We start from the raw sequence: 25,102 nt of genomic DNA, 5'->3' as shown, positions 1-25,102 counted from the left end.
TTTATGGCTAATACAATTTATACTCCAATCACCGGTATGATTCGAAACATTACACCGTTTTCCAAAGAATGCTGTTCCCAGCTCATCAGTCTGATGACAGATAATGGTCCTGTTAACTTTGTATCCTCTCCCGATACTTACATTGTGAACAATACTTTTTTACTGCCAGGCATGCGTGTCACTGCATTCTTTGATCCAAATCAGCCTGTACCGCTCATCTACCCTCCGCAGTACAGAGCGGCTGTTATTAGTCTGACAATGCGCAATGAACAGATTGCTTATGGGTTCTTTGACCGCAATCTGCTGGCGGCTGATCAGTCACTGCAGTTAAATATCGGTCCTTCAACGAATGTTGTAACGGGGAATGGACAGCGTTTTAACTGTACCATCGGCGGACGAAACCTGATTGTGTTCTATAGCAATACTACACGGAGTATTCCGCCTCAGACTACACCAAGAAAAATCATTGTTATGTGTTGATCTATCGTTTGTAGAATTGATTTGCATTTTAACAAAAAAACCGCAACCCTTGAATACTCAAGGATTGCGGTATTTTTATTATAATTCAGTGCTATGAAATCAATGATTAATCAAGGATCTTAGCAACTTTTCCTGATCCAACTGTACGTCCACCTTCGCGGATAGCGAATCCAAGACCCTCTTCCATAGCTACCGGGTGAATCAGTTCGATTGTCATCTCTACGTTATCTCCAGGCATGCACATCTCAACTCCGTCCGGCAGATCGCAAACACCTGTTACGTCTGTTGTTCTGAAGTAGAACTGCGGTCTGTAGTTGTTGAAGAATGGTGTATGACGTCCACCTTCATCTTTTGTCAGAACGTATACCTGAGCTGTGAATTTCTTGTGGCACTGTACTGTACCTGGTTTGATCAGAACCTGTCCTCTTTCGATTTCAGTTCTCTGAACACCACGAAGCAGAGCACCGATGTTATCTCCAGCCTGAGCCTCATCAAGCAGTTTACGGAACATCTCGATACCTGTTACAACAGTCTTCTTGATGTCTTCGTGGATACCGATGATCTCAACTTCATCAGATACATGAAGTGTACCACGCTCTACTCTACCTGTAGCAACTGTACCACGTCCTGTGATAGAGAATACGTCCTCTACAGGCATCAGGAATGGCTTGTCTGTATCACGCTGCGGATCTGGAACCCAGCTGTCAACTGCGTCCATAAGTTCCATGATCTTGTCTCCCCATTCTCCTGAAGGATCTTCAAGAGCTTTCAGAGCTGATCCCTGGATGATCGGTGTGTCATCTCCCGGGAACTCATACTCGTCAAGAAGTTCACGGATTTCCATCTCTACTAATTCAAGAAGCTCTTCATCGTCTACCATATCGCATTTGTTCATGAATACTACGATATAAGGTACACCTACCTGACGGGACAGAAGGATATGCTCTTTTGTCTGAGCCATAACACCGTCAGTAGCAGCTACTACAAGAATAGCTCCGTCCATCTGAGCAGCACCTGTGATCATGTTCTTTACATAGTCAGCATGTCCCGGGCAGTCAACGTGTGCATAATGACGTTTGTCTGTCTCATACTCAACGTGAGCTGTAGAGATTGTGATACCACGTTCTCTTTCCTCTGGAGCTTTATCAATGTTTTCGAAATCAACTGCTGCGTTACCAGCAACTCTCTGAGAAAGTGTCTTTGTAATAGCAGCTGTTAATGTTGTTTTACCATGGTCAACGTGTCCGATGGTACCAATATTAGCATGTGGTTTTGTTCTTTCAAATTTAGCTTTTGCCATTTTGAATAATCCTCCTTAATATATAGCCCATTTTCGGGCATTTTATTGGTTTTCGCTTTTACTCGGCTAATTCTGATTATATTTCAAAAGGCCGGGTTTTTCAAGCCTTTTTCTGATATTTAGGCATTTTTATTGGATAACACTTTTTCCTGTACAGACTTCGGTACCGGCTCGTAGCTCTCGAAGAACATGGAGTAGTTTCCGCGTCCCTGTGTCCTGGAACGGAGGTCTGTGGAATAGCCAAACATCTCGGACAATGGCACAAATGCGCGGACAATTTTACCGCCGCCCAGATCATCCATACCTTCAATACGTCCACGGCGTGAGTTGATATCACCGATGATATCTCCCATATATTCTTCTGGCATTGTGACTTCTACTTTCATGATTGGCTCAAGAAGTACAGGTGATGATTTTCTCATGGCATCTTTGAATGCGAGAGAGCCGGCAATGTGGAATGCCATTTCACTTGAATCGACTTCATGGTAAGAACCGTCATATACAGTCGCATGAACACCAACAACCGGGAATCCTCCGAGGATACCGGACTTCATAGCTTCTTCGATACCCTGGCCTACAGCCGGAATATATTCTTTCGGAATAGATCCGCCGACTACGCTGGAGTCGAACTTGTAAATCTCTTCTCCATTGACATCCATTGGTTCAAATTTAACTTTACAGTGTCCGTACTGTCCACGTCCACCTGACTGTTTTGCATACTTGCTGTCTACGTCTACAGGTTTTGTGAAGGACTCTTTGTAAGCAACCTGCGGTGCACCTACGTTAGCCTCTACCTTGAATTCACGCAGAAGTCTGTCTACGATGATCTCCAGATGAAGCTCACCCATACCTGCGATGATTGTCTGTCCTGTCTCTTTATCTGTGTGTGCACGGAATGTCGGGTCTTCCTCTGCAAGTTTTGCAAGGGATTCTCCAAGCTTGCCCTGAGAAGCCTTTGTCTTTGGCTCGATTGCGAGCTCGATAACCGGCTCTGGGAATTCCATGGACTCCAGGATAACCGGATGCTGTTCGTTACAGATTGTATCACCTGTTGTTGTGAACTTGAATCCGATAGCAGCAGCGATGTCTCCTGCATATACTTTATCCAGTTCTGCTCTCTTATTGGCATGCATCTGAAGGATACGTCCAACACGTTCTTTTTTGCCCTTTGTTGCGTTCAGAACGTAAGAACCGGAATTTATGGAACCTGAGTATACTCTGAAGTAAGCAAGCTTACCTACAAACGGGTCAGTCATAATCTTAAATGCCAGTGCTGAGAATGGTTCTTCATCAGATGAATGTCTCACCACGTTGTTTCCGTCTGCATCCACACCCTCGATTGGCGGGATATCTGTCGGAGCCGGCATATATTCGATCACTGCATCCAATAACTTCTGGACGCCTTTGTTTCTGTATGCTGTACCGCAGCATACCGGAACAGCTGTACACTCGCAGGTTCCCTTTCTCAGGGCAGCCTTCAGTGCTTCAACAGAAGGTTCTTCACCCTCCAGGTATTCCAGCATCAGATCGTCGTCTAATTCGCAGATCTTCTCGACTAATTCTGTACGATACAGTTCTGCGTCGTCTTTCATATCGTCCGGAATCTCTACTACAGAAATATCTTCGCCTTTATCATCATTATAGATATAAGCCTGCATCTCCATTAAGTCGATGATCCCTTTGAATTCGTCTTCTTTGCCGATTGGCAGCTGAAGACAAATTGCATTTTTACCAAGTCTGTTCTTGATCTGCTCTACAGCATTGTAGAAATCAGCTCCCAGAATGTCCATCTTATTGATGAACGCCATTCTCGGTACGTTGTATGTGTCTGCCTGACGCCATACGTTTTCTGACTGGGGCTCAACACCGCCCTTAGCACAGAATACACCTACGGCACCATCCAGCACACGAAGTGAACGTTCAACTTCTACGGTAAAGTCAACGTGTCCCGGTGTATCGATGATATTAATTCGATGTTCCAGGGCACCCGGCTTTGGTTGCGTCTTTTCTTCCAAAGTCCAGTGACATGTTGTAGCAGCTGAAGTAATTGTGATACCTCTCTCCTGTTCCTGCTCCATCCAGTCCATGGTCGCAGTACCCTCGTGAGTATCACCTATCTTATAGTTTACACCAGTATAATACAGGATACGCTCAGTCAATGTTGTCTTACCAGCATCGATATGAGCCATGATCCCTATATTCCTGGTCCTTTCTAGTGGATATTCTCTTCCAGCCAAGATTTTTTCCTCCTAATTAAAAACGGTAGTGAGCAAATGCTTTATTTGCCTCTGCCATCTTATGCATATCTTCTTTCTTCTTCACTGATGAACCAGTGTTATTGGCTGCATCCAGAATTTCATTTGCAAGCCTTTCTTCCATTGTCTTCTCACCTCTGTTGCGAGAATAGGTTGTTAACCAGCGAAGTGCAAGAGCCTGTCTTCTGTCTGCTCTTACTTCGATCGGCACCTGATAAGTTGCACCACCGATACGTCTTGCCTTAACTTCGAGAACTGGCATGATATTGTTCATTGCTTCCTCGAAAACCTCGATAGCCGGCTTATCAGCCTTTGCCTCAACTCTCTCAAACGCTCCGTATACAATCTTCTGTGCTACACCCTTCTTACCATCTAACATAATGTTGTTGATAAGTTTGGTAACAACCTTATTGTTGTATATTGGATCCGCTAATACATCTCTTTTTTGAGTATGTCCTTTACGTGGCACGGTCCTTCCCTCCTTAATCATTATTTCCGGTCTCTGCCGGGATTAATTCATCGGTACTCACATGTGTCTTTCTATGGAAATCGCGCTTCATGTGCTCGTGGCCGCGGGACCTGTCTATAAACGTCAGCGCTTCATCAATTGAATGGACTAAGCGCCTGCATAAATCCGCAACCTACGATAATCATAGTTCTGTTTGTGATACGATTTAACTGTTTAGTTACATAATCTGCTAATTAGACAAACCTTTAAAAGCCGCTTTTATTTTGCGTCTTTTGGTCTCTTAGCGCCGTATTTAGAACGAGCCTGTCTTCTCTTAGCAACACCTGCTGTATCAAGTGTACCTCTTACGATATGGTATCTTGTACCTGGCAGGTCCTTAACTCTTCCTCCACGGATCAGAACAACACTATGCTCCTGCAGGTTGTGTCCTTCACCTGGGATATAGCTTGTTACTTCGATTCCATTAGAGAGACGAACTCTGGCGATTTTTCTCAGAGCTGAGTTAGGCTTCTTTGGTGTAGCTGTCTTAACAGCTGTACATACACCCCTCTTCTGTGGTGCAGATACATTCGTAGCACGTTTCTGCAGAGAGTTGTATCCTTTCTGAAGTGCCGGTGCTGTTGATTTCTTTTCAGAAGTCTGACGTCCTTTTCTAACTAACTGGTTAAATGTTGGCATTCTTTTTCACCTCCTATGATTCTTTCGTTTCCTTCTCACTTATGTGGAAAGGGGTTGCAGATAATCGTAATTATCTTGATTTACGCGCCAAAAAATAATGCCTTTTTATGCACGCTAAATTAGTTTATTACGTTTTTGCGGGAAAGTCAAGGGATTTTCGATGATTTTTACGGAACTTTTTTGTTTCTTGATGTTCAAAGGGGTCAGACCCCTCTGCAGAAGGGGCGGCCCCCTTTGCAGAAGGGACTGGCCCCTCCTCACAGTTTAGTACGCTTTTCCCCAGTAGACCATATGCTTCGCCGGTTTTCCGCAGCAGATGCACACGTCTGAGAGATGTTCTTCGTCATCCGGGATACATCTGGAAGATGCACCGCCTGTCTGGGTTTTGATTTCGTCTTCACAAGCCTCGTCACCACACCACATAGCTTTGATAAATCCACGGTTGCCCTGGAATTTTTCGTTCATTTCTTCCATCGTTACCGCACTGTCTATATGGGAATCCAGAAATGCTTTTGCCCTGTCAAACATATCTTTCTGGATTGTTTCCAGGATGTCGCCCAATTTTGTCGTAATCTCGTCCATGGATACGACGATTTTTTCTCTTGTATCGCGCCGTACTACTACAACCTGATTGTTTTCAATGTCTTTTGGACCGATTTCTATTCTGGTCGGGATGCCGAGCATCTCCTGCTCACTGAATTTCCACCCGGGACTCTTTTCCGAATCATCGATCTTCGCCTTATAGCCCGCATCCTTCAGGGCGCCAAGCAGTTCGTTCGCTTTCTCGAGAACGCCCTCTTTGTGCTGGGCGATCGGAATCACTCTCGTCTGGACAGGTGCAATTCTCGGCGGCAGCACCAGGCCGCTGTCATCGCCGTGCACCATGATAATGGCGCCGATGATTCTCGTGGACAGCCCCCAGGATGTCTCATATACACTGTGCAGCTCGTTGTTCTTATCCGCATATTTGATATCAAACGCATCCGGAAATGCACTTCCAAAGAAATGACTTGTTGCGGACTGCAGTGCCTTTCCATCGTGCATCAGCGCCTCCACTGTGTATGTGTCCTGCGCCCCGGCAAACTTTTCACTTTCTGTTTTCCGCCCGGAAATCAGGGGAATTGCCAGGTCATCCTGAATAAAGTCTCTGTATACATCACGCATGGTCAGTGTCCGCTGCTCCGCCTCTTCGTATGTTGCATGGATCGTATGTCCTTCCTGCCACAAGAATTCTCTGGAACGCAGGAAAGGTCTCGTGGTCTTTTCCCATCGCAATACGGAACACCACTGATTCCATACTTTCGGCAGATCCCGGTAAGACTGCACTGTTCTGCTCCACAAATCACAGAACATGGTCTCTGATGTAGGCCTGATGCAGAATCTTTCCTGCAGTCTCTCCAGGCCGCCGTGGGTCACCCATGCCACTTCAGGAGCAAATCCTTCAATATGGTCCGATTCCTTCTGAAGCAATGCCTCCGGGATCAGAACAGGAAGATAGACATTCTCTACTCCGGTCTCTTTAAACCGCCTGTCGAGGCCGCTCTGGATATTCTCCCAGATTGCATACCCATTGGGCAGATAATTCAGACATCCTTTTACTCCCGAATAGTCGCACAGCTTTGCCTCACGGACTACATCTGTATACCACTGTGCAAAGTCCTCGTCTCTTGATGTGATTGATTCAACCAGTTTCTTTTCCTTAGCCATAATATGTCTCCTTTTCCATTCTCCAGGGCCCCTGCCCGTATTTCATGTGTCAGAAAGTCGTGCTGTCCCGGTGTTTTTGTATACTCAGGTATCCCGGGTATGCCGGTTATACATTATTCTGCAGCTTGCTGCAGATCCGCCCGCAGGGCATGAGTTACGGGATGCCCTTTGGGTATACTTAAATATACAAAAACGCCGGGACCTTCTTCCCCTCCAAAAAGGGACCGAAAGTCTCGGCGGTACCACCCTAATTAACTGCATCTCCTGACGCAGCTCACTCAAACACCGTTAACGCCGGTTCTACGCCGTGCTTTCACACAGCAGCTCCCGGGCCGGTTCTATACATTCTCCGCAAAGGCCTCACACCTAACGGCCTCCTCTCTGTATCGTTTCCTGCATATACTATTCCCGTTCATCGCCTGTAGTAACTGTGATTCTACTCGAAAACCCTCTCTTTGTCAAGGGATTCTGCTCCGCTAATCTTGATCCTGACGGCTTCGCCTTGTATCAGTTCAGGAAAGTCTGTCCTGTTACGTTACCTTTCATTCCCTGCGGACTTATACAGTAACGTCATCTTATCCCTGAACCTGCAGCAGCTTCTGTTTCAGCTCGCCCTCCAGACGCATCATCTCCTGCTCTGCCTCACGGCGTTTCTGTCTGCCCTCCTGCTGGATGTGCATCACTTCGTCGAGCGTAGAAATCAGAGATTCGTTCGTCATCTTCAGCGTTTCAATGTCTACAATGCCGCGTTCTGACTCTTTGGCAGTTTCAACTGTTGCCATTTTCAGTTTCTCGGCATTCTTACGCAGCAGCTGATTTGTCATGTCTGTCACTTCGCGCTGGGCAGCAGCTGCCTGAGCCGAATGCTCCACACCGAGAGCCAGAACCATCTGACTCTTCCACAATGGTATGGTATTTACGATCGTGGACTGGATCTTTTCTACCATAAGGGTGTCATTCCCCTGCACGAGGCGGATCTGAGGCGCGGTCTGGATTGAAATGGTGCGGGTCAGCTCGAGGTCATGTATTTTCTTTTCAAATCTGTTGCACATGGAGTCCAGGTCTCTGGCAGCCTGTGCATCCTCCGGCAGTCCGTCTCTCTGGGCCTTATTCAGCAGTTCCGGAAGTTTCGTGGTGCGTACCTCCTGCAGTTTCTTTTTTCCTGCCAGTATATACATGGAAAGTTCTTTAAAGTAGGTCAGATTCACCTCATACATTTTATCCAGTATCGCAATATCTTTTAACAGCTGTACCTGATGGTTCTCAAGTACTTTACATATCTGGTTAATGTTTGTCTCCGCCTTAGTATACTTTGACTTCATGGCATTTATTTTGTTAGAAGTCTTCTTAAATATCCCCAGGAACCCCTTCTCTTCCTCTTCATCAAAATCCTTCAGCTCTTTCACTACGCCAGACAAAAGGTCTCCGATTTCCCCCAGGTCTTTCGTCTTAACGTTCTCCAGCGCCGTCTCAGAAAAGTCCGCCATCTTCTTCTGTGTGCCTGCCCCATACTGAAGAATAACGGAAGAATTGGTCAGGTCGATCTGGTTTGCAAAGTTATCGACTGCCCGTCTTTCTTCATCCGTCAATATGTTGTCATCAAATACAACTTCTTCTTTCTCCACGACCTCTACTGCCTGTTTTTGCTCCTGGAAAGGTTCCAGCGTCAGTTCAGGGGTTGCTGCAAATCCTTCAAATTCGTTGTTCATTTTACTTCCTCCATCCGGTAAGTCTGCATCTAATTTTTTTCTACTTTTTAAAATCGTCCTTGGTAAGTCCCTCCTGTGCCAGCATTGTGTTCAGAACCGATATATCGGCCGATACATTCCATGCCGTATCCTGGAACAGGCTGTCCAGAAGTTTCTCAAACGCTGCATTTAAAGTATCCAGAGTTTTCTCGATCTCACTCTTGGATGAAATAATATTGGCTCCCTGAACCGGCTGTGCATCCAGCTCCTCATAGGCCTCCAGAAGCTTGACTGTTGTCGGAAGATAATACTCCATCATCCGCCGGATATCCGGTAAATTCTCCGGATTCTGTTCAACCCGGTCAAAAATCCGGTCCACCAGGGTCTGTATACGGGATATCTTTGCCGAAATCTCTTCCCCCGGAATCGCATCATTACATTTTTCGATCTTTTTGATATACTCATCCCCCGCCCGGATAATCTCTTTTACCTGCGGGTCCATATTCATATCCTCCTCAGCCCGGCGCGCTTTCTCCAAACGTTCCTCCTGTTTCTGCTTTTCTATGCGCTGCATGAGGTCTGTATACTGGGCATAGGCCTCATTGCTGACGATCAGGCAGGTTCTCTGGCCGTCCAGATGCCCTTGCATGAACCAGCCTTTATTGATCATCTTTTCAAGATCTTTTACGATATACTTGGGGGGTTTTTTCAAGCGCTGTGCCAGCTCCTTGATTTCACAGTATTCTTTTCCGCCCATTTCTCTGATATATACACGGAACCGCTTCACTTTTCCAAGAAGACTTGTCCCGACACCAGCGAGAATGGCCCCAGCCCCCAGAAATGCCCCCAGCACGCACGCTGTTACCCGGAAACTGCTGCTGAAATCAAAAGCAGTAATTCCTACAACCACAACGAGTATCAGCAATAAAAGCATGGAAATTCCCAGTGTATAACCTGCAGCAGCAAGAATAACCCCTCCGACTTTGGTTCCGGTCGTGCTTACAAACAGACGGGAATTCTTCTGAACAGGCGGGGAATTCTGCACGTTCCGGTACTGCCGGCCTGCAGCCGCTGCGCGGTCCTGCGTTCTTTGTCCCTGCCATCCCTGTTCCCGTCTTTGTCCGGAATCCGTGTTCCATCGGTAACCTGCGTTTTCCTGCCCCGGGCCTCCCTGATACCTGTATGTATTCCCGTTGGACTGCCGGCGGCTGTTCTGCCAGGATTGATTTTTAAAGTTCTTCGCAGTCTTGTCAACTGCATCCCCTACAGCATCCCCCATTGTATGAATGCCTTTTTCCAGTCCATCCATGGCATGATTAACGGTATTTGTAATTGTCTGGTTTAACCTGTTAAAATCCTGGGAATCCACAGCATCCTGCACCGTCCTGCGGATATCTTCCCCAAATCGTTCCCAATCCTGGTTCTTCATCTTTTCCACCTACCTTGTCAGAATATATACAAAAAATCCTGCATAAAACAGCAGAAACAATAAGCCTTCCAGCTTAGACAGTCCCTTTCTGCTGACAGCGCACACATACACCAGAAAACTTGCCGCGATCAGGATCACCGTATCCCAAACCGCAAAAGCATTTACAGTAATCGGTGTAATAGATGCGGAAGCCCCTAAGATCAACAGAATGTTAAATACATTAGAGCCAACCACATTGCCCAGTGCGAGATCATTTTCCCCCTTTTTAGCTGCCACCATTGAAGTTACCAGCTCGGGCAGGGAAGTCCCCAATGCTACTATAGAAAGCCCGATAAATGTCTGACTTAATCCAAAACTCAGTGCAATCTCCGTCGCGCTGTCCACAACAAAGTTGCCGCCGATGATGATGCCAGCTATCCCAATTACAATATAACCCACACTGCGAAGAGGAGTCAAGACTTCATATTCTTCTACAGGCTCTCCCGACTGTTCTATTTGCCTGCGGGAGTGCATGGCATCGGTCACTGCGACGCATAAAAATCCAATAAACAGAACCAGAAGAAAAATTCCCACGCCTCTTGTGAGTACGTATTCTCTGTCATTTTCAAGTATGCCGCTGAAATGAAATCCGGTAAGCCCCAGCAATAAAACCAATGTGATTATTATAGAAAACGGGAACTCTCTTTTCAGTATAGACCACTTCACCTGAATTGGACGCACCATCGCGCTTGCCCCAAGTACAACCAGCAGATTAAATATATTCGAACCGATCACATTACTGACTGCAAGGTCATTTTTCCCCTGAAGTGCAGCCGTTATACTGACGGAGGCCTCCGGCATGCTTGTCCCAAAAGCGACGATTGTCAGGCCGATAATGATTGATGGCACCCGTAATATCTTTGCAATGCTTGAACTTCCGTCCACAAAAAAATCCGCACCTTTTATCAGCAGAAAAAAACCTATTATTAACAGCAGATATGTTATCATACTTGACCTCGCTTTTCTTTTATACGATAATCAGTGTAGTCAGATTTTTCTGAAAAGTCAAGGATATACCAGCAAAGGAGTAAATAAAATGAACCCGGACATCTTATATGAAGACGAGGACATCATCGTTTGTGTCAAACCGGCCGGAATACCAACCCAAAGCAGCCGAATAGGAACCCCCGATATGATCAGTATTCTGAAAAACCATATCCATAAAAACAATCCCAGAAAACAGCCGCCCTACCTCGCCGTCATCCACCGCCTCGATCAGCCGGTGGAAGGCCTTCTCGTATTTGCCAAGACGCCTGCTGCCGCCCGGGAACTGAACAAACAGCTGACCCGGTTCGGATTCGGCAAGCATTACCGTGCGCTCCTTACCGGAATCCCCGCCGCCATGGAGGGAGATCTGGCAGATTACCTTGTAAAAGACGGCAGAAACAATACGACAAAGGTCTGCACACCTGAAACTCCGGGTGCAAAAAAAGCGCTCCTGCATTATAAAATTATAGAATCCAGTCCGGATTCTGCCTGTTCCCTGGCGGAGATCACCCTGGAAACAGGCCGCCACCACCAGATCAGAGTACAGATGGCACATATGGGAACCCCCATCGCCGGTGACAGAAAGTATGGCCGGGAATCCGAGAAGACCTCTGAGTCCTGCGGGCTTCAGCTGTTTGCCTGCCGTTTGAAGTTTAAACATCCGCGCTCAGGCAAAATAATGGACTTCCAGACAGACCGGCTTAAATCAATAAATATCGTCGCATTGTGAAATTTATAACAATCAGGTACAAAGGGGTCAGACCCCTTTTTTGAAAAAACAGGCTGCTGCAAGCTCGCAAGAGCTGCAGCAGCCTTCCATTTACTACATTTACATTTCCCCAAGAACTGTTTCCGGCTCGTCCTCTATTGACTGGGAATACTTCTCCAGGATTGTACTTTGAATACGCTCTCTGGTCCCGGAATTGATTGGGTGCGCGATGTCACGGTATTCACCGTCAAGAGCTTTCTTGCTCGGCATTGCGATAAACAGGCCCTTCTCGCCTTCTATCACTTTAATATCATGGACAACAAATTCGTCGTCAATTGTGATAGAAACAACTGCCTTCAACTTCCCTTCCTTTGCCACCTTGCGCACACGCACATCTGTGATTTGCATAATGTTCAAGTCTCCTTTCTCCGCCTGCATTAGTTCTGCGCCCTATTGAGACATGACTCAATAAGCCTAACCTTTATAATGCATACCGTTCGTTTTTCTCAACTACCACTTTCACACCATTCTCACCAACATGCCTTGTGTTCGCTCTTATCGTATCGCGACTCTCTACTACACAGTTTTCAATGTAAGTATTGTCCCCAAGATAAACGTCGTTCAGGATGATAGAGTTCTTGATAACGCAGTTATTGCCCACAAATACCTTTTTGAATAAAACGGAATTTTCAACGGTTCCGTTAATAATACTTCCGCTTCCAATGAGACTGTTCTTAACAACCGCCCCCGGATTATACTTAGCCGGCGGAAGATCACTGACCTTGGAATTCACCGGCGGAAGCTCCTTAAAGAAATAGCTGCGCACCTCCGGTTTCAGGAAATCCATATTTGTCTGGTAATATGCGTCCACTGTTGAGATGTTACTCCAGTAGCTGTTTATCTTATAACCGTATATTTTCTTCAGATTCTTATAACGAATCAGAATATCGGTTACAAAATCATGTCTTTCCTCTTCTGCACAGTGCTCGATGAGGTCGATAAGCTGTCTTCTCCTGATGACATAGATACCAGTAGAAATCGTATGTGAGTGAGCCACCATCGGCTTTTCCTCAAACTCTTCAATCCTTGCGGATTCATTCATGCGCACGGTGCCAAAGCGGGTAGCGTCCTCCCCGGCTTCCAGATCCTTGCACACAACGGTAATGTCTGCCTTCTTCGCGATGTGGTACTCAAGCACTTTATTATAGTCAAGCTTGTACACCGCATCTCCTGATGTAATGATTACATACGGCTCATGGCACTTCTTCAGGAAATCCAGATTCTGATAGACAGCATCCGCCGTTCCACGGTACCAGTATCCATTCTCCGCCGTAATCGTAGGGGTGAATACGAACAGCCCCCCCTGCTTTCTTCCAAAATCCCACCATTTAGATGAATTCAAATGTTCATTCAGGGATCTTGCATTATATTGCGTCAGCACAGCAACCTTCTGAATATGGGAGTTTGCCATGTTACTCAATGCAAAATCTATTGCTCTGTAACTGCCCGCTACCGGCATCGCCGCAACAGCACGTTTGGAGGTCAATTCCATCATCTTTCTGTTGTTTCCGCCTGCTAAGATTATACCTACTGCTCTCATACACGATCACCTGCCTTTATTAATGTCTCTCCGCTTGCAAGTACTCCGGCGCTGTAATCCTCTATGGACGTAACACCGCTAATGGCGGTATTCTTACCGATCTGCACTCCGGACGGTATTACTGAATTCTCCCCGATGGTTGCGAGGCCGCCGCCATAAACATTCGGTTTTTCTTTGTTCGGGACTTCGCTTCCGATCCCGATCACAGTATCATTGCCAACCTTGGTTCCCTCGGCAATAATCGCCTTATAAATCACGCAGTTATCTCCAATGGTAACATCCCTCATGATAATGGAGTCTCTGATAATGCTCCCCTTACCTACAGTTACACCGCCTCCAAGCACAGAATTATGAATCTCGCCGTAGATCTCCGAACCGTTGCTGATAATACATCTGTCAACTACGGACTGTTCCGAAATATACTGTGGTGGAATATTGGCACTGTTGGTATAGATCTTCCAGAATTCTTCATAGAGGTTGAACTCGGGGATAATATCGATTAATTCCATATTTGCTTCCCAGTAAGAGCTCAGTGTTCCGACATCTTTCCAATAGCCGTTATACTCATATGCAAACATCCGCTTGCCATTCTCGTGGCAGTACGGAATGATATGCTTCCCAAAATCACAATTCGGCTGTTCCGAAAGTTTAAGCAATGCATCCTTCAGTACCTGCCAGCTGAATATGTAGATACCCATTGATGCCAGGTTGCTGCTCGGTTTTTCCGGTTTCTCTTCGAATTCTTTGATCCTGCTCTCATCATCTGTAACGACAATACCAAAACGACTTGCTTCCTCCATCGGTACCGGCATGGCTGCTATGGTGACATCCGCTTTATTCGCCTTATGGAAATCCAGCATCACTTCATAATCCATCTTATAAATATGGTCACCGGAAAGAATCAGCACATAGTCAGGATTGTAAGTCTCCATATAGTCGAGGTTCTGGTAAATCGCATTCGCTGTCCCTGTATACCACTCACTGCTTGTACTCTTCTCGTACGGCGGAAGAATCGTCACCCCTCCGACATTGCGGTCCAAATCCCACGGAATTCCAATTCCTATATGAGTATTCAATCGTAAAGGCTGATACTGTGTTAAAACACCCACGGTATCAACGCCTGAATTAATACAGTTACTGAGCGGGAAATCAATGATACGGTACTTTCCGCCAAATGCAACTGCCGGCTTGGCCACTTTTGCGGTAAGGACTCCCAATCGACTGCCCTGTCCTCCTGCTAACAGCATTGCAATCATTTCCTTTTTAATCATGTCGTCACCTCATTTCTAGTTAGTTGGGTTTATTATAACACACTTTTATCTCCCGCACACATTTTTTACAAATTTTTAGCGGAACGTTTTGCCTTTTTGTTAATTTTGCACAAAAAGAACATCTTTAAAATTTCCCCATATATAGTATAATATAAAAAGCAGTTAATGTTTATGACAAATTTTAAGATTTTTTTAAAGGAGAAGGAATAAATTTATGTATAAGATCAATTTCAAAAAACCAATTCATATCCATTTTATAGGGATTGGCGGCATCAGCATGAGTGGTCTGGCCGAGATACTTCTAAAAGAAGGATTTACAGTATCTGGTTCTGATTCCAGAAAGTCACCACTAACTCAGCAGCTGGAAGACAAGGGTGCCCGCATATTTTACGGACAGAAGGCCGGCAATATTATAAATGGGATTGAATGTGTGGTTTACACTGCTGCTATCAGCCGTGATAATCCGGAGCTGATTGAAGCAGTTGCACGTAAGATACCGATGCTTACCAGGGCAGAACTGCTTGGACAGCTGATGAAAAACTATAAGAATCCCATTGCCGTTTCCGGAACACATGGGAAGACCACAACCACCTCCATGATTTCCCATATTCTCCTGGAAGGAAATCTGGACCCAACTATATCGGTTGGCGGCATTCTGCAGGCCATCGGCGGCAACATACGTGTAGGTAATTCCGAAACCTTTATTACGGAAGCCTGTGAATATACAAACAGCTTTCTGGATTTTTACCCCAGAATCAGCGTTATCCTCAATATAGAAGAAGATCATCTGGACTTTTTCAAAGACCTGGAAGATATCCGTCATTCATTTCACCAGTTTGCATCCCTGCTCCCTCCCGACGGAACCCTTGTTATCAATTCAAATATACAGAACTATGAAGAGATCTGCGATGGGCTTAACTGCAGCGTCATCACTTACGGAAGTTCCCCGGATTCCAACTACAGCGCGCAGAATATCAGTTACGACGATAAAGGCTGTGTCTCTTTTGACCTGCTTCGGAACGGAACTCCTGCAGAACACGTTGTCCTTTCTGTCACCGGAGACCACAATGTTTCCAATGCGCTTGCTTCTATCGCAGTTGCAGAGCTGCTTGGCGTTCCAGCCGATATGATACAGAAGGGGCTGATCTCCTTCTCCGGGACAGACCGCCGTTTTGAATACAAGGGCACCCTAAACGGCACCACAATCGTGGATGATTATGCCCACCATCCCACAGAAATTGCCGCAACCTTAAAGGCTGCAAAGCACTATCCGCACGAAGGACTGTGGTGTGTATTCCAGCCCCACACTTACACCCGGACAAAGGCATTTTTCCATGAGTTTGCAGAGGCTCTGTCCCATGCGGACCATGTGGTCTTAGCAGATATCTACGCCGCAAGAGAAACGGATACGCTGGGAATATCCTCCAGCGATCTGGCGCAGGAGCTCTCAAAACTGGGAACCGACTCACATTATTTTCCGTGTTTTGAGGAAATCGAAGATTTCTTAAGAGAGAACTGTAAACCCGGTGACCTGTTGATAACTATGGGAGCTGGAGATGTAGTAAATATCGGGGAAGAACTGTTAAAATAAAACTTATCCACACTTTCCCCACACAGTTATCTACAAAAAACTCTGTTTTACCCACTAAAAAACACTTTGTCCCTCAACAATAAGGTGCTATAATACCTATACGCATAAGAGTTAAATCTATTTAAGACTAATACTGCACCCGCCTGACCTTCCCGCTCAGCGGCCTGATTAACCCCGATTTAACCAGCGCAGATACGGCTGCGCTTTTTAAATCTGCCTTAATCATCCTACTAAGCGGAACATTCAGCCGGGTATGTATTCGATCTGACATACTCTGGTAAGAAAAGGTCACCGTTCAGGCCTGCTTGAACGGTTGCAAAAAAGTGAAGGGTGGGGAAACATAATTTATGAAAACACTGACATTGAAGAATAAATTCCAGACAAACGTGACCCTGGTTACAAATGATTTTATAGATAACTATATGATCCAGGCGAACGGTGAATTTGTAAAGGTCTATTTATTCCTGCTGAGGCATCTCGATGATCCCTGTTCTTCTCTCACAATCTCTACGATTGCTGATTGTCTGAACAACACCGAGAACGATATTCTGAGGGCCTTCAGATTTTGGGAATCTGAAGGGCTTTTAAGCCTGGAAAAAGATGAAGAAGGCCGGATCATTGGAATTGAACTGGAACGGACCCCCTCCATCGCCCCAAGAAAAGTAACTGCCTTGAAGGGCTCTCCTGCCGCTGCAAAGCCGGCAGCCAGAGAGCGGAAGCCCTCTGCACAGCCAGCCTCGCAGCCTGCAGCTGCGTGTCCGGCTGAACCGAAGTCAAAAGCAATTCCCCTGACTTCCTTCAAAGCGCAAAAAGAATTAAAGTCGCTTCTTTTCATAGCGGAACAGTACCTCGGCAAGACCTTGTCCAGCACCGATGTGGACGCTATTACATATTTTTATGAGACACTTGGCATGTCAGCCGATTTAATCGAATATCTGATTGAATCCTGCGTTGAGAACGGTCATAGAAGTATTCACTATATTCAGAAAGTTGCCCTCTCCTGGTCAGACAGTGGTATCACTTCGGTCGAACAGGCCCGCCAGCATTCCTCGGCATACAATAAGAACTGCTACACCGTTCTGAATGCATTTGGTATTAAGAACAGAGGACCCGCAGCAGCTGAACTTTCTTATATTAAGAAATGGACGGAGGAATTCGGCTTTACTCTCGATATCATTCAGGAAGCCTGCAGCCGGACTATAACAGCTACCCATCAGCCCAGTTTTGAATATGCTGATTCGATCCTCACCAAATGGAATGAAAATCAGGTAATCCATCTGAAAGATATCGCTGTTCTGGACGCCGCCTTCCAGAAAGAAAAATCTTCCAGGAAGTCTTCTGACTCAAGGCAGAAGCCAGTCACCAAGAATCTTAACAACTTCGAAAGACGCGCCTACGACATGGAATCGCTGGAAGAGCAACTATTAAACAGTAATTAAAAGGAGCATAAACTTGGGACTTAAAGCATCACAATATCAGGCCATTATGCGTGATTATGAACAGCGCCAGCTCCGTAATCACGATAGATTGACCAGACATTATGGAGAGGTGTATAAAAAGCTTCCGGAATTCAAATCGATCGATGAATCCATTTCCATTCTGTCCGTCCAGTACGGCCGCAAACTGTTGAATGGGGACGACAAGGCCATAGATTCCCTGAAAGAGGAACTGGCGATTCTGAGAAGCAGTAAAAAAGAACTTCTGCATTCCGGAGGATTCCCTGAGGATTATCTGGAACCTATTTATGACTGTAAAGACTGCATGGATACCGGCTACATCGGCAATCAGAAGTGCCACTGCTTTAAGAAGGCCGTAATTGGCATCCTCTATGAACAGTCCAATCTGAAGCAGGTTCTAAAGCAGGAGAACTTCGGCACCTTTTCTCTAGATTACTATTCCAACAATTATATAGACACTAAAACAGGGCGTTCTTCCATGCAGGTAATACAGGATGCCCTTAAGCTATGCCATCATTTCGCCGACACATTCGGAACAGAATTTAACAACCTCTTCCTCTACGGGGACGTAGGAGTAGGCAAAACTTTCCTTTCTAACTGTATTGCAAAAGAACTGATGGACAGAGAATATTCCGTTCTCTACTTTTCATCTTCAAAGTTTTTTTCAATTCTAGCCAAAAATACATTTGACAAAAACAATATTGATGCGCAGAATATGTATGAGTATATATTTGACTGCGATCTGCTGATTGTCGATGATCTTGGAACAGAATTCACGAACTCATTTGTGGCATCACAGTTTTTTACCTGCATTAATGAACGGCTGCTCAGCCGCAAATCAACCATTATATCAACCAATCTGTCTCTGGACACTCTGGCCGACCTTTATACAGAACGGTCCTTCTCCAGAATTACCAGTAATTACACGATGGTCAAACTGATTGGCGATGATATCAGAATCAAAAAGAAATTAATCAAAAACAGGGAGGAACACTCATGTTACACCGCACAGAAAGAACTCTAGAAAACATTCCAGTTGGCGCTCTGGGCCTGATTCCGGTCGTGGGCTGCGAGGAACTCGGAAAAAAGGTCAATGATTACCTGGTCAAATGGAGGAGGGAAAGTGCCATTGAGCACAAGGATGATGTAGCATTCTCCGGATACGAAAAGGATACTTACATTGTAGACTGTGCTGTGCCGAGATTCGGTTCCGGCGAGGCAAAGGGCATTATCAATGAATCCGTACGCGGGATGGATCTCTATCTTATGGTAGACGTATGCAACTACAATATCACCTACTCCCTGACGGGCAATATCAACCACATGTCCCCGGATGACCATTTTCAGAATCTAAAGCGCGTCATTGCCGCAATCGGCGGTAAAGGCCGGCGCATTAACGTCATCATGCCATTTTTATACGAAAGCCGACAGCACAAAAGAAACGGGCGTGAATCTCTGGACTGTGCGCTTGCACTCCAGGAACTTGTCCGCATGGGTGTAGACAATATTATCACTTTCGATGCGCACGATCCAAGGGTTCAGAATGCAATCCCTCTGAACGGCTTCGAAACTGTACCGCCGACTTATCAGTTTATCAAGGGCCTTCTGCGCAATGTGGACGACCTTCAGATTGACACGGAACACATGATGATTATCAGCCCGGATGAAGGCGGCACCAACCGCGCCGTTTACCTTGCCAATGTCCTTGGCCTTGATATGGGTATGTTCTACAAACGCCGCGATTATACAAAGATAGTCAACGGACGTAACCCTATTGTTGCCCATGAATTCCTGGGAAGCTCCGTAGAGGGCAAAGACGTCGTCATCATCGACGATATGATCTCTTCCGGAGACAGTATGATTGAGGTTGCAACCGAATTAAAGCGCAGGAAAGCAAAACGAATCTATACTGCAGCAACGTTCGGCCTGTTCACCAACGGAATGGACAAGTTTGACAAGGCATACGAGGACGGTATTATTACAGGAATTCTGACAACAAATTTGATCTACCAGTCTCCAGAGCTGCTGTCCAAGCCATATTATATTAATTGCGACATGAGCAAATATATCGCACTGCTGATCGATACGCTCAACCATGACGGATCCATCAGCACACTGCTCAATCCTAACGAAAGAATCCAGCATGTCCTTCAGGAATACCGTAATAGATAGGACTAACTTAATTTTTTAATTTCATAAAAAACAGTCCTCACAGACATTTTAAGTCTGTGAGGACTGTTTTTCTTTCATCCCAGGTTACAGGTTTCATTTGAATTCGTCTTGTTATATCTCTAGTCAGCCATGGACAGCGCCATTCGAATCATATCGTCAAAGCTTTCCTGCCGTTCCTTTGTTGAACACTGTTCGCCATTGAACATCAAATCTGCTATTGTACACAAAGCCACTGCCTTCTTTCCTGCTTCAGCTGCATTTATATACAGCGCCGCAGACTCCATTTCCGCTGCCAGTATTCCCATACTGGTCCATTTATCATACCATTCATCCGAATAATAAAAACCTTCCCCAGAAATGACTGGTCCCACACGAACCGGAAGCTGATGCTCTTTCCCATAGGCAGCCGCTCTTTCAATCAAAGAATAATCCGCGCAGGGCGCCAGAGTTCCCGGCAGATCAAAATGTACCGCATAGCCGTTATCCGTTGAAGCAGTCATAGCTATTACAATATCCCGCAGCTTCAGGCTTGGATGCATGCCTCCTGCTGATCCGACACGAATAATACTGTCCACGCCATAAAAATGAAACAACTCATATGAATAAATACTCATAGAACCAGCACCCATGCCACTTGCCATCACTGAAACTTCTTTCCCTTGGTATATCCCAGTATAACAGTAAATATTCCGCACATCACTGACCAGCTTTGGTTCATCCAAAAACTTCTCCGCAATATATTTGGCCCGCAGCGGGTCGCCCGGCATTAACACAGTCCTGGCAATCTCACCGTATTTTGCCGCATTATGAATAGTCGGTGTCTGACTCATCGTTCTGCCTCCAATTATAATTTTCCGCCTAATGCTTCATAGAATGTTTCCTGATATTTCTGTCCATCAATAGCAAATACTGTACGGACTTTCGGCAGATGTTCCCAGCGGAAGTGATCTCTTCTGTCCCAGATTGTCATTCCCCTGGTCAGTTGACCGCCGCAGTCAATTGCCACATTGATTTCCCTCACATCCGTCATGATATCCGGATTCAGGAAGCAGCACATTGCTGTTGTGTCAATCGGACCATTAATCATAATTCCCTGATCTTTAATGGAATTATTTCCGTCAATATAGTCGATAATTTCCAGAGTATATTTTGCCTGACGGTTATTCAGGCCTTTTAGTTTCTCAATTGTCTTTTCTGAAATGTTCACCGCCTCCGGATTGAATGCAATGTCCAGACCTATAGATGTCAGCTTTACATCCGATTCATAGACGATTTTCGCAGCTTCCGGATCTACATAAATATTCCATTCACTCATCGGATTATCTCCAGTAGCATTGCGGAAGGCATATTCGGTAATTCCATAAGCGCCGCCAATATGATAAATCTCCTTAATCAGCGGAATGATTTCAGGACGGCTCATAAACGCAACTGCAACATTTGTCAGACAGGATGTACAGACAAGCGTCACCTCGCCCGGGTTCGCAAGTACCGTATCTATGATCATCTGCGACGGCGACTGATCTGTTGTTTTTAACTTTGGCTTCGGAAAGAAATGATTCCCCAGTCCGTCTTCACCATGGCTGTACGGATCCTTTGGATACTCACGCAGCATTGGATGCATCATTCCCTGTGCCACCGGGATATCTCCACGGTCCATATATTCCAGAATTTTAAGAGCATTCGCTGCTGTTTTGTCTGCCGGCAGGTTACCGCTCTCTGTTGTAATCCCCAAGAGTTCCACGTCCGGATGCGTCAGCGCCATAATAATGCATACGGAATCATCCGTACCCGGATCACAGTCAATCATAATTTTTCTTTTCTCGCTCATAACAATCAATTCCTTTCCTTATATATTATCAAGCCCCGGAAACCAGTTTTCTTTCCCGACAGCTTCTTTCTGCTTATCCATCTGATGAAGAATCGCGATTCCTTCCAGGGCCAGCTCTATAGAAACTTCCGTTCCTGCCCCTGCTTCAAATTTATGACCGGAAATCAGATTGTCTGTTACATTAAAAATCGCTCCGCCTCTTCGTTCAAACAGATTACACATTGTCATAATAATGGATGATTCCCGATCCGTATTGAGCACGCCTGCGCGATTATATGTACCAAGCTTCTGTATATTTTCCGGCTGCAGATAGCCTCCTACAGAAGGACGTCCATTACCGACAAAGTCACTGTCCATGCAGGCAGTTACGCCCAGCTTATAAGGAAAATGATACTGCTCGGCTGCCTGAACCATTGCATTGACGACTTCGTAATGACAATATGCCGGAAATCCATCCGCGACATAAGCCCGCGAGGTTCCGTCCTCCCGGTAAACTCCCGTAGTGATCACACAGTCTCCCACTTTCACTTTCTCTGCCACGCCTCCGGAAGTACCCACCCTGAGAAAAGTAGAACAATCTGTATATTCCATAAAGTCATTGATCGCTAATTCCACTTCCGGACAGCCGCTGCCACCGCTGACACAGGTGATTTTTGCCCCTTTATAGGTACCTGTATAGCTCAGAAACATACCGGAATTCCCAATGCATTCTGCAGCCGTAAGGCGTTCAGCCACACGTTCTGCCGGATCCTTTCCGTAGGCCGCCAGCGGGTCACGGACCAAATAGATAAGATAATCTCCCACTTTCTCGATATCCACCTGTGTGATGGCGGGTTTGTTATCCATTATCAGGCCCGGATAAGGAACGTTTCCCCAATATTCATACCGCTCCTGCATCAGCTTGATTGACGGCTTGTTCCGAATAAGTTCACTCTTCTTCATGCTCTCCTCCTATTCCGACACGATCTTTATATAACACTCTCTGTTACGCGGACCATCAAACTCCAGAAAATAAATTCCCTGAGAATGTCCCAGCAATAGATTGCCATCTTCAATAATAAATGACATGGAAGGGCCGATCAGCGTACACTTCACATGTCCCGCAGCATCCTCCGGAGTATCATGCTGATGTTTAAAATCCACTCTGGTCGGTATCAGGCGGCGGATTTCGTCCTGAATGTCCTCATGCCCCAGCGGATCCCAAAATGAATTCACTGTCAACGCCGCCGTTGTATGAGTAATAAACGCACACATAATTCCACTCTTTACACCGGAATTCTTCACACACTCTTTGATCTGATCCGTCAGAGATATCACTCCGTCTTTTGTTGTTCGAAACTGAATTCTATCCAGCATTTTTAAAAACCTCCATCGTTTATCATTTTTAATCCAGCAATACCTTTTCTGAGACCGTGGTAGAATACATGCCTTTTTCTTCTTTCCAGATCCCCTCAAATCCCCGGCTGTAAGCTTCTTCTCTCATTGCCGCAAGATATCCGGCAATGAGAGCCGGAACCATATGCGCAGCCATGGGCTGGAACAGACAGTTCTCAGAATCCGGCGTGAGAAAACGGTATTCCGCCTGGAGACTTTCATCATTGGTTACCAGTACAAATTCTCTTCCCATCTGGTTCAGCCTCTCTGTCAGTTCTCGGGTACGGCTCTGTGCCTCATTGCCTTTTGCCGCAAACACCATGGTCAGTGTTCGTTTTACATCTTTCACAAAATAATTCACATGAAACCAGTTCTCGCTGTCCAGATGGACAGAAGGAAGTCCCACTGCCTCATACATTTTCGCATGAGCATACCACGCTGTTCCGTAATCGGCGCCGCAGCCTATCATCTCCGCACTGGCAGCCTCTTGAAACGCCCTGGCGGTTTCCAGCGCCAGTTTGCATACATCTTCTTTTTTATTCAAAAATTCTGCCGGCAGACGTTTCAGTTCCTGTCGGTACGCATTCGCCTGATCCATCGTATATTTCAGGCGTACTTCCCCCATTCGGATCGCCAGAAGATATACGATCATTTGCAGTACTGCATAGGTGCGGACTCCCGGCGATTTTTCGAATTCCGGAATCATGGGAACAATTACTTTTTCTGCAGCCTTTGCAAGGAGCGAATCCGCATTCGATGTAATGGCAATGGTCAGCGCCCTGTGCGCGCGCATTCTCTCTACTGCCTCAATAACACGGGCTGCCTGCCCGGAATTGCTGACTGCAATTACAAGAGGATCGCAGGGAGATTCTCCCACCCATTTCATCTGATAATACCTGGACAAGGTGAGAGGGTCTTCCACTTCAACAGGAATCTGAAGAAAACTCTCAAATGCCCGCCTGGCGGCCAGGCAGGCTGCATAGCCGTCTCCACAGCTTGTCAGAACCACCTTTTTTATGGAGTAAATCTCCGGTGTTGTCAGTACATAACGTACCTGAGGCTCTATCTCAGGATAAACTTCATCCAGCAGGTCAGGCACACTCAAAACCTGACGCAGCATGGAATTCTCAAATCCAATCATTTTCATACCTCCTCCTTACATGATGCTTTTGCCCGTGCAAATGCACGCTCTGTCATTTCTTTTGTAAAAAGCGGCGGCGTACCGAACTGCGCAATAATTTCTGCCGCAGCCGCCGATCCCATACAGCCTGCCATCTGTGGCTCATAGCCTTCACAGCAGGCATAAAGTACAGCGCCTGAAGAACTATTTCCGCCTCCGGTCGTATCAACAACCTGAATTCCTGATATGCTCGGACATTGATAGATTCTTCCACCTGCAAGCATATGCGCGCCCTCAGAACCCCTTCTAAAAAATACCCAGTTTGGAGAAGCCGCCAGAAGTCTCCGCTGCGCTTCCTCCTCATCTGTTGTCCCATATAAAAGACAGGCCTCGTGCCTGTTAATAGAAAAGACATCAATATCCTTTAAATAGGCCTCAATCACATCGATATTCTCTGGTCTGCAGGCATCTTCGGAGATTTCCCACATCAGTTTGTAGCCAAACCGAAGTTTTCCTCCGATTAAAGCATCCAGATAATCCCGCTCCACGTCTTTAAATACATAAACCCCCTTCGTATTCTGATCACAGCAGCGAAATACTTCATCCGGCGAAGGGTCAAGAGCCCGAAACTCCTTCAGTCCAATATTGGGTTCATCCGTTCGGCTGCCATCCGGATAATAGTGGATCACTATGGTCGGAGATATATCAGAACGCAGAACCAGCCCCTCTGTTGACACCCCATTATCCTTGTACCACTTTTCATGACGGGGCAGGTATTCCGGCCCGATTCCTCCGCATACCGCCACCTTATCCGTAAACATCCGCACTCCTGCCAATGCGTAAAATCCTGCGCTCCCGGGCTGATTTCCAAAAACAGTGCCATCGGCCAGATGTATTTCATCTGTAGAAACTGTTGTCGCAATTACATATTCCATCTTAAACCACCTT

23 protein-coding genes and 1 other annotated feature are annotated in these 25,102 nt (G+C 46.0%); of the genes, 6 read left to right on the top strand and 17 right to left on the bottom strand.

Translation table 11 applies throughout. The features are described 5' to 3' along the window. Positions 1–3: 3 nt before the first annotated feature. Positions 4–480: a hypothetical protein gene (locus GKG43_RS02585; protein ID WP_129878463.1), complete on the top strand. Its 477-nt coding sequence runs from the start codon at positions 4–6 to the stop codon at positions 478–480. A 106-nt stretch (positions 481–586) separates the two neighbouring features. Here GKG43_RS02585 and tuf read toward each other — a convergent pair whose 3' ends face one another. The 8 genes from tuf to GKG43_RS02545 form a co-directional block, all read right to left on the bottom strand. Continuing rightward, positions 587–1,780, bottom strand: a complete 1,194-nt coding sequence (tuf, locus tag GKG43_RS02580; protein WP_025654562.1) for an elongation factor Tu — start codon at positions 1,778–1,780, stop codon at positions 587–589. 119 nt (positions 1,781–1,899) lie between these two features. Beyond that, positions 1,900–4,017, bottom strand: a complete 2,118-nt coding sequence (gene fusA / locus GKG43_RS02575) for an elongation factor G (protein WP_050641920.1) — start codon at positions 4,015–4,017, stop codon at positions 1,900–1,902. Between the two features lie 16 nt (positions 4,018–4,033). Further along, positions 4,034–4,504, bottom strand: a complete 471-nt coding sequence (gene rpsG, locus GKG43_RS02570) for a 30S ribosomal protein S7 (protein WP_025654560.1) — start codon at positions 4,502–4,504, stop codon at positions 4,034–4,036. 258 nt (positions 4,505–4,762) lie between these two features. Then, a complete protein-coding gene (gene rpsL, locus GKG43_RS02565; RefSeq protein ID WP_009001705.1) occupies positions 4,763–5,182 on the bottom strand; it encodes a 30S ribosomal protein S12 in 420 nt (139 codons plus the stop codon). Positions 5,183–5,446: 264 nt separating this feature from the next. Then, positions 5,447–6,889: a proline--tRNA ligase gene (proS, locus tag GKG43_RS02560; RefSeq protein WP_129878461.1), complete on the bottom strand. Its 1,443-nt coding sequence runs from the start codon at positions 6,887–6,889 to the stop codon at positions 5,447–5,449. A 216-nt stretch (positions 6,890–7,105) separates the two neighbouring features. Next, positions 7,106–7,314: a binding site (T-box leader), on the bottom strand. Positions 7,315–7,464: 150 nt separating this feature from the next. Then, positions 7,465–8,598, bottom strand: a complete 1,134-nt coding sequence (locus GKG43_RS02555; RefSeq protein ID WP_050641921.1) for a toxic anion resistance protein — start codon at positions 8,596–8,598, stop codon at positions 7,465–7,467. Between the two features lie 40 nt (positions 8,599–8,638). Then, positions 8,639–10,006 (bottom strand): 5-bromo-4-chloroindolyl phosphate hydrolysis family protein, encoded by a 1,368-nt coding sequence (locus tag GKG43_RS02550; RefSeq protein WP_129878459.1) that lies wholly within the window; start codon positions 10,004–10,006, stop codon positions 8,639–8,641. 9 nt (positions 10,007–10,015) lie between these two features. Beyond that, positions 10,016–10,993: a calcium/sodium antiporter gene (locus GKG43_RS02545; protein WP_154253253.1), complete on the bottom strand. Its 978-nt coding sequence runs from the start codon at positions 10,991–10,993 to the stop codon at positions 10,016–10,018. Positions 10,994–11,081: 88 nt separating this feature from the next. Here GKG43_RS02545 and GKG43_RS02540 point away from each other — a divergent pair, with 88 nt between their 5' ends. Continuing rightward, entirely contained in the window at positions 11,082–11,762 is a 681-nt protein-coding gene (locus tag GKG43_RS02540) for an RluA family pseudouridine synthase (protein WP_129878457.1), read from the top strand. Positions 11,763–11,861: 99 nt separating this feature from the next. Here the strand turns inward: GKG43_RS02540 and spoVG are convergent, their stop codons facing one another. The 3 genes from spoVG to GKG43_RS02525 form a co-directional block, all read right to left on the bottom strand. Further along, positions 11,862–12,149 carry a septation regulator SpoVG gene (gene spoVG / locus GKG43_RS02535; RefSeq protein ID WP_025654554.1) on the bottom strand — a complete coding sequence of 96 codons (288 nt, stop codon included), beginning with the start codon at positions 12,147–12,149 and terminating at the stop codon, positions 11,862–11,864. A 73-nt stretch (positions 12,150–12,222) separates the two neighbouring features. Continuing rightward, the gene (gene glgD, locus GKG43_RS02530; protein ID WP_050641924.1) at positions 12,223–13,341 is read right to left on the bottom strand and encodes a glucose-1-phosphate adenylyltransferase subunit GlgD; all 1,119 of its coding nucleotides are present in this window, start codon (positions 13,339–13,341) and stop codon (positions 12,223–12,225) included. After that, positions 13,338–14,612 (bottom strand): glucose-1-phosphate adenylyltransferase, encoded by a 1,275-nt coding sequence (locus GKG43_RS02525; protein WP_129878455.1) that lies wholly within the window; start codon positions 14,610–14,612, stop codon positions 13,338–13,340. Before GKG43_RS02525 ends, glgD begins: the two co-directional genes overlap by 4 nt. Positions 14,613–14,826: 214 nt before the next feature. Here GKG43_RS02525 and murC point away from each other — a divergent pair, with 214 nt between their 5' ends. From murC to GKG43_RS02505, 4 genes are all read left to right on the top strand, one after another. After that, the gene (gene murC, locus GKG43_RS02520) at positions 14,827–16,203 is read left to right on the top strand and encodes a UDP-N-acetylmuramate--L-alanine ligase (protein ID WP_129878453.1); all 1,377 of its coding nucleotides are present in this window, start codon (positions 14,827–14,829) and stop codon (positions 16,201–16,203) included. Between the two features lie 347 nt (positions 16,204–16,550). Further along, positions 16,551–17,642: a DnaD domain protein gene (locus GKG43_RS02515; RefSeq protein ID WP_129878451.1), complete on the top strand. Its 1,092-nt coding sequence runs from the start codon at positions 16,551–16,553 to the stop codon at positions 17,640–17,642. A 13-nt stretch (positions 17,643–17,655) separates the two neighbouring features. Next, on the top strand, positions 17,656–18,684 hold the full coding sequence (locus GKG43_RS02510; protein WP_025654550.1) for an ATP-binding protein: 1,029 nt from the start codon (positions 17,656–17,658) through the stop codon (positions 18,682–18,684). After that, on the top strand, positions 18,657–19,832 hold the full coding sequence (locus GKG43_RS02505) for a ribose-phosphate pyrophosphokinase (protein ID WP_025654549.1): 1,176 nt from the start codon (positions 18,657–18,659) through the stop codon (positions 19,830–19,832). The genes GKG43_RS02510 and GKG43_RS02505 overlap by 28 nt, the downstream gene beginning before the upstream one ends. 119 nt (positions 19,833–19,951) lie before the next feature. On the opposite strand, the gene deoD is transcribed toward GKG43_RS02505, so the two are convergent. From deoD to GKG43_RS02475, 6 genes are read right to left on the bottom strand one after another with little or no spacing between them, the layout of a single operon-like run. Further along, the gene (deoD, locus tag GKG43_RS02500) at positions 19,952–20,662 is read right to left on the bottom strand and encodes a purine-nucleoside phosphorylase (RefSeq protein ID WP_025654548.1); all 711 of its coding nucleotides are present in this window, start codon (positions 20,660–20,662) and stop codon (positions 19,952–19,954) included. A gap of 14 nt (positions 20,663–20,676) precedes the next feature. Next, positions 20,677–21,660, bottom strand: coding sequence for a nucleoside hydrolase (locus GKG43_RS02495; protein WP_025654547.1), 984 nt, complete (start codon positions 21,658–21,660; stop codon positions 20,677–20,679). Between the two features lie 18 nt (positions 21,661–21,678). Further along, positions 21,679–22,602, bottom strand: coding sequence for a nucleoside phosphorylase (locus tag GKG43_RS02490; RefSeq protein WP_129878449.1), 924 nt, complete (start codon positions 22,600–22,602; stop codon positions 21,679–21,681). A 9-nt stretch (positions 22,603–22,611) separates the two neighbouring features. Beyond that, a complete protein-coding gene (locus tag GKG43_RS02485) occupies positions 22,612–23,016 on the bottom strand; it encodes a secondary thiamine-phosphate synthase enzyme YjbQ (RefSeq protein WP_025654545.1) in 405 nt (134 codons plus the stop codon). Positions 23,017–23,044: 28 nt separating this feature from the next. After that, a complete protein-coding gene (locus GKG43_RS02480; protein WP_243125807.1) occupies positions 23,045–24,181 on the bottom strand; it encodes an SIS domain-containing protein in 1,137 nt (378 codons plus the stop codon). Beyond that, on the bottom strand, positions 24,178–25,089 hold the full coding sequence (locus GKG43_RS02475; protein ID WP_129878447.1) for a PfkB family carbohydrate kinase: 912 nt from the start codon (positions 25,087–25,089) through the stop codon (positions 24,178–24,180). The genes GKG43_RS02480 and GKG43_RS02475 overlap by 4 nt, the downstream gene beginning before the upstream one ends. Positions 25,090–25,102: the final 13 nt, after the last annotated feature.

Origin of the sequence: Eubacterium sp. BIOML-A2 (genome assembly GCF_009680135.1) — a bacterium.
GTDB lineage: Bacteria > Bacillota > Clostridia > Lachnospirales > Lachnospiraceae > Faecalicatena > Faecalicatena contortus_B.
The sequence above is the reverse complement of the archived record's forward strand: the minus strand, read 5'-3'. Positions and strand labels throughout refer to the sequence as shown.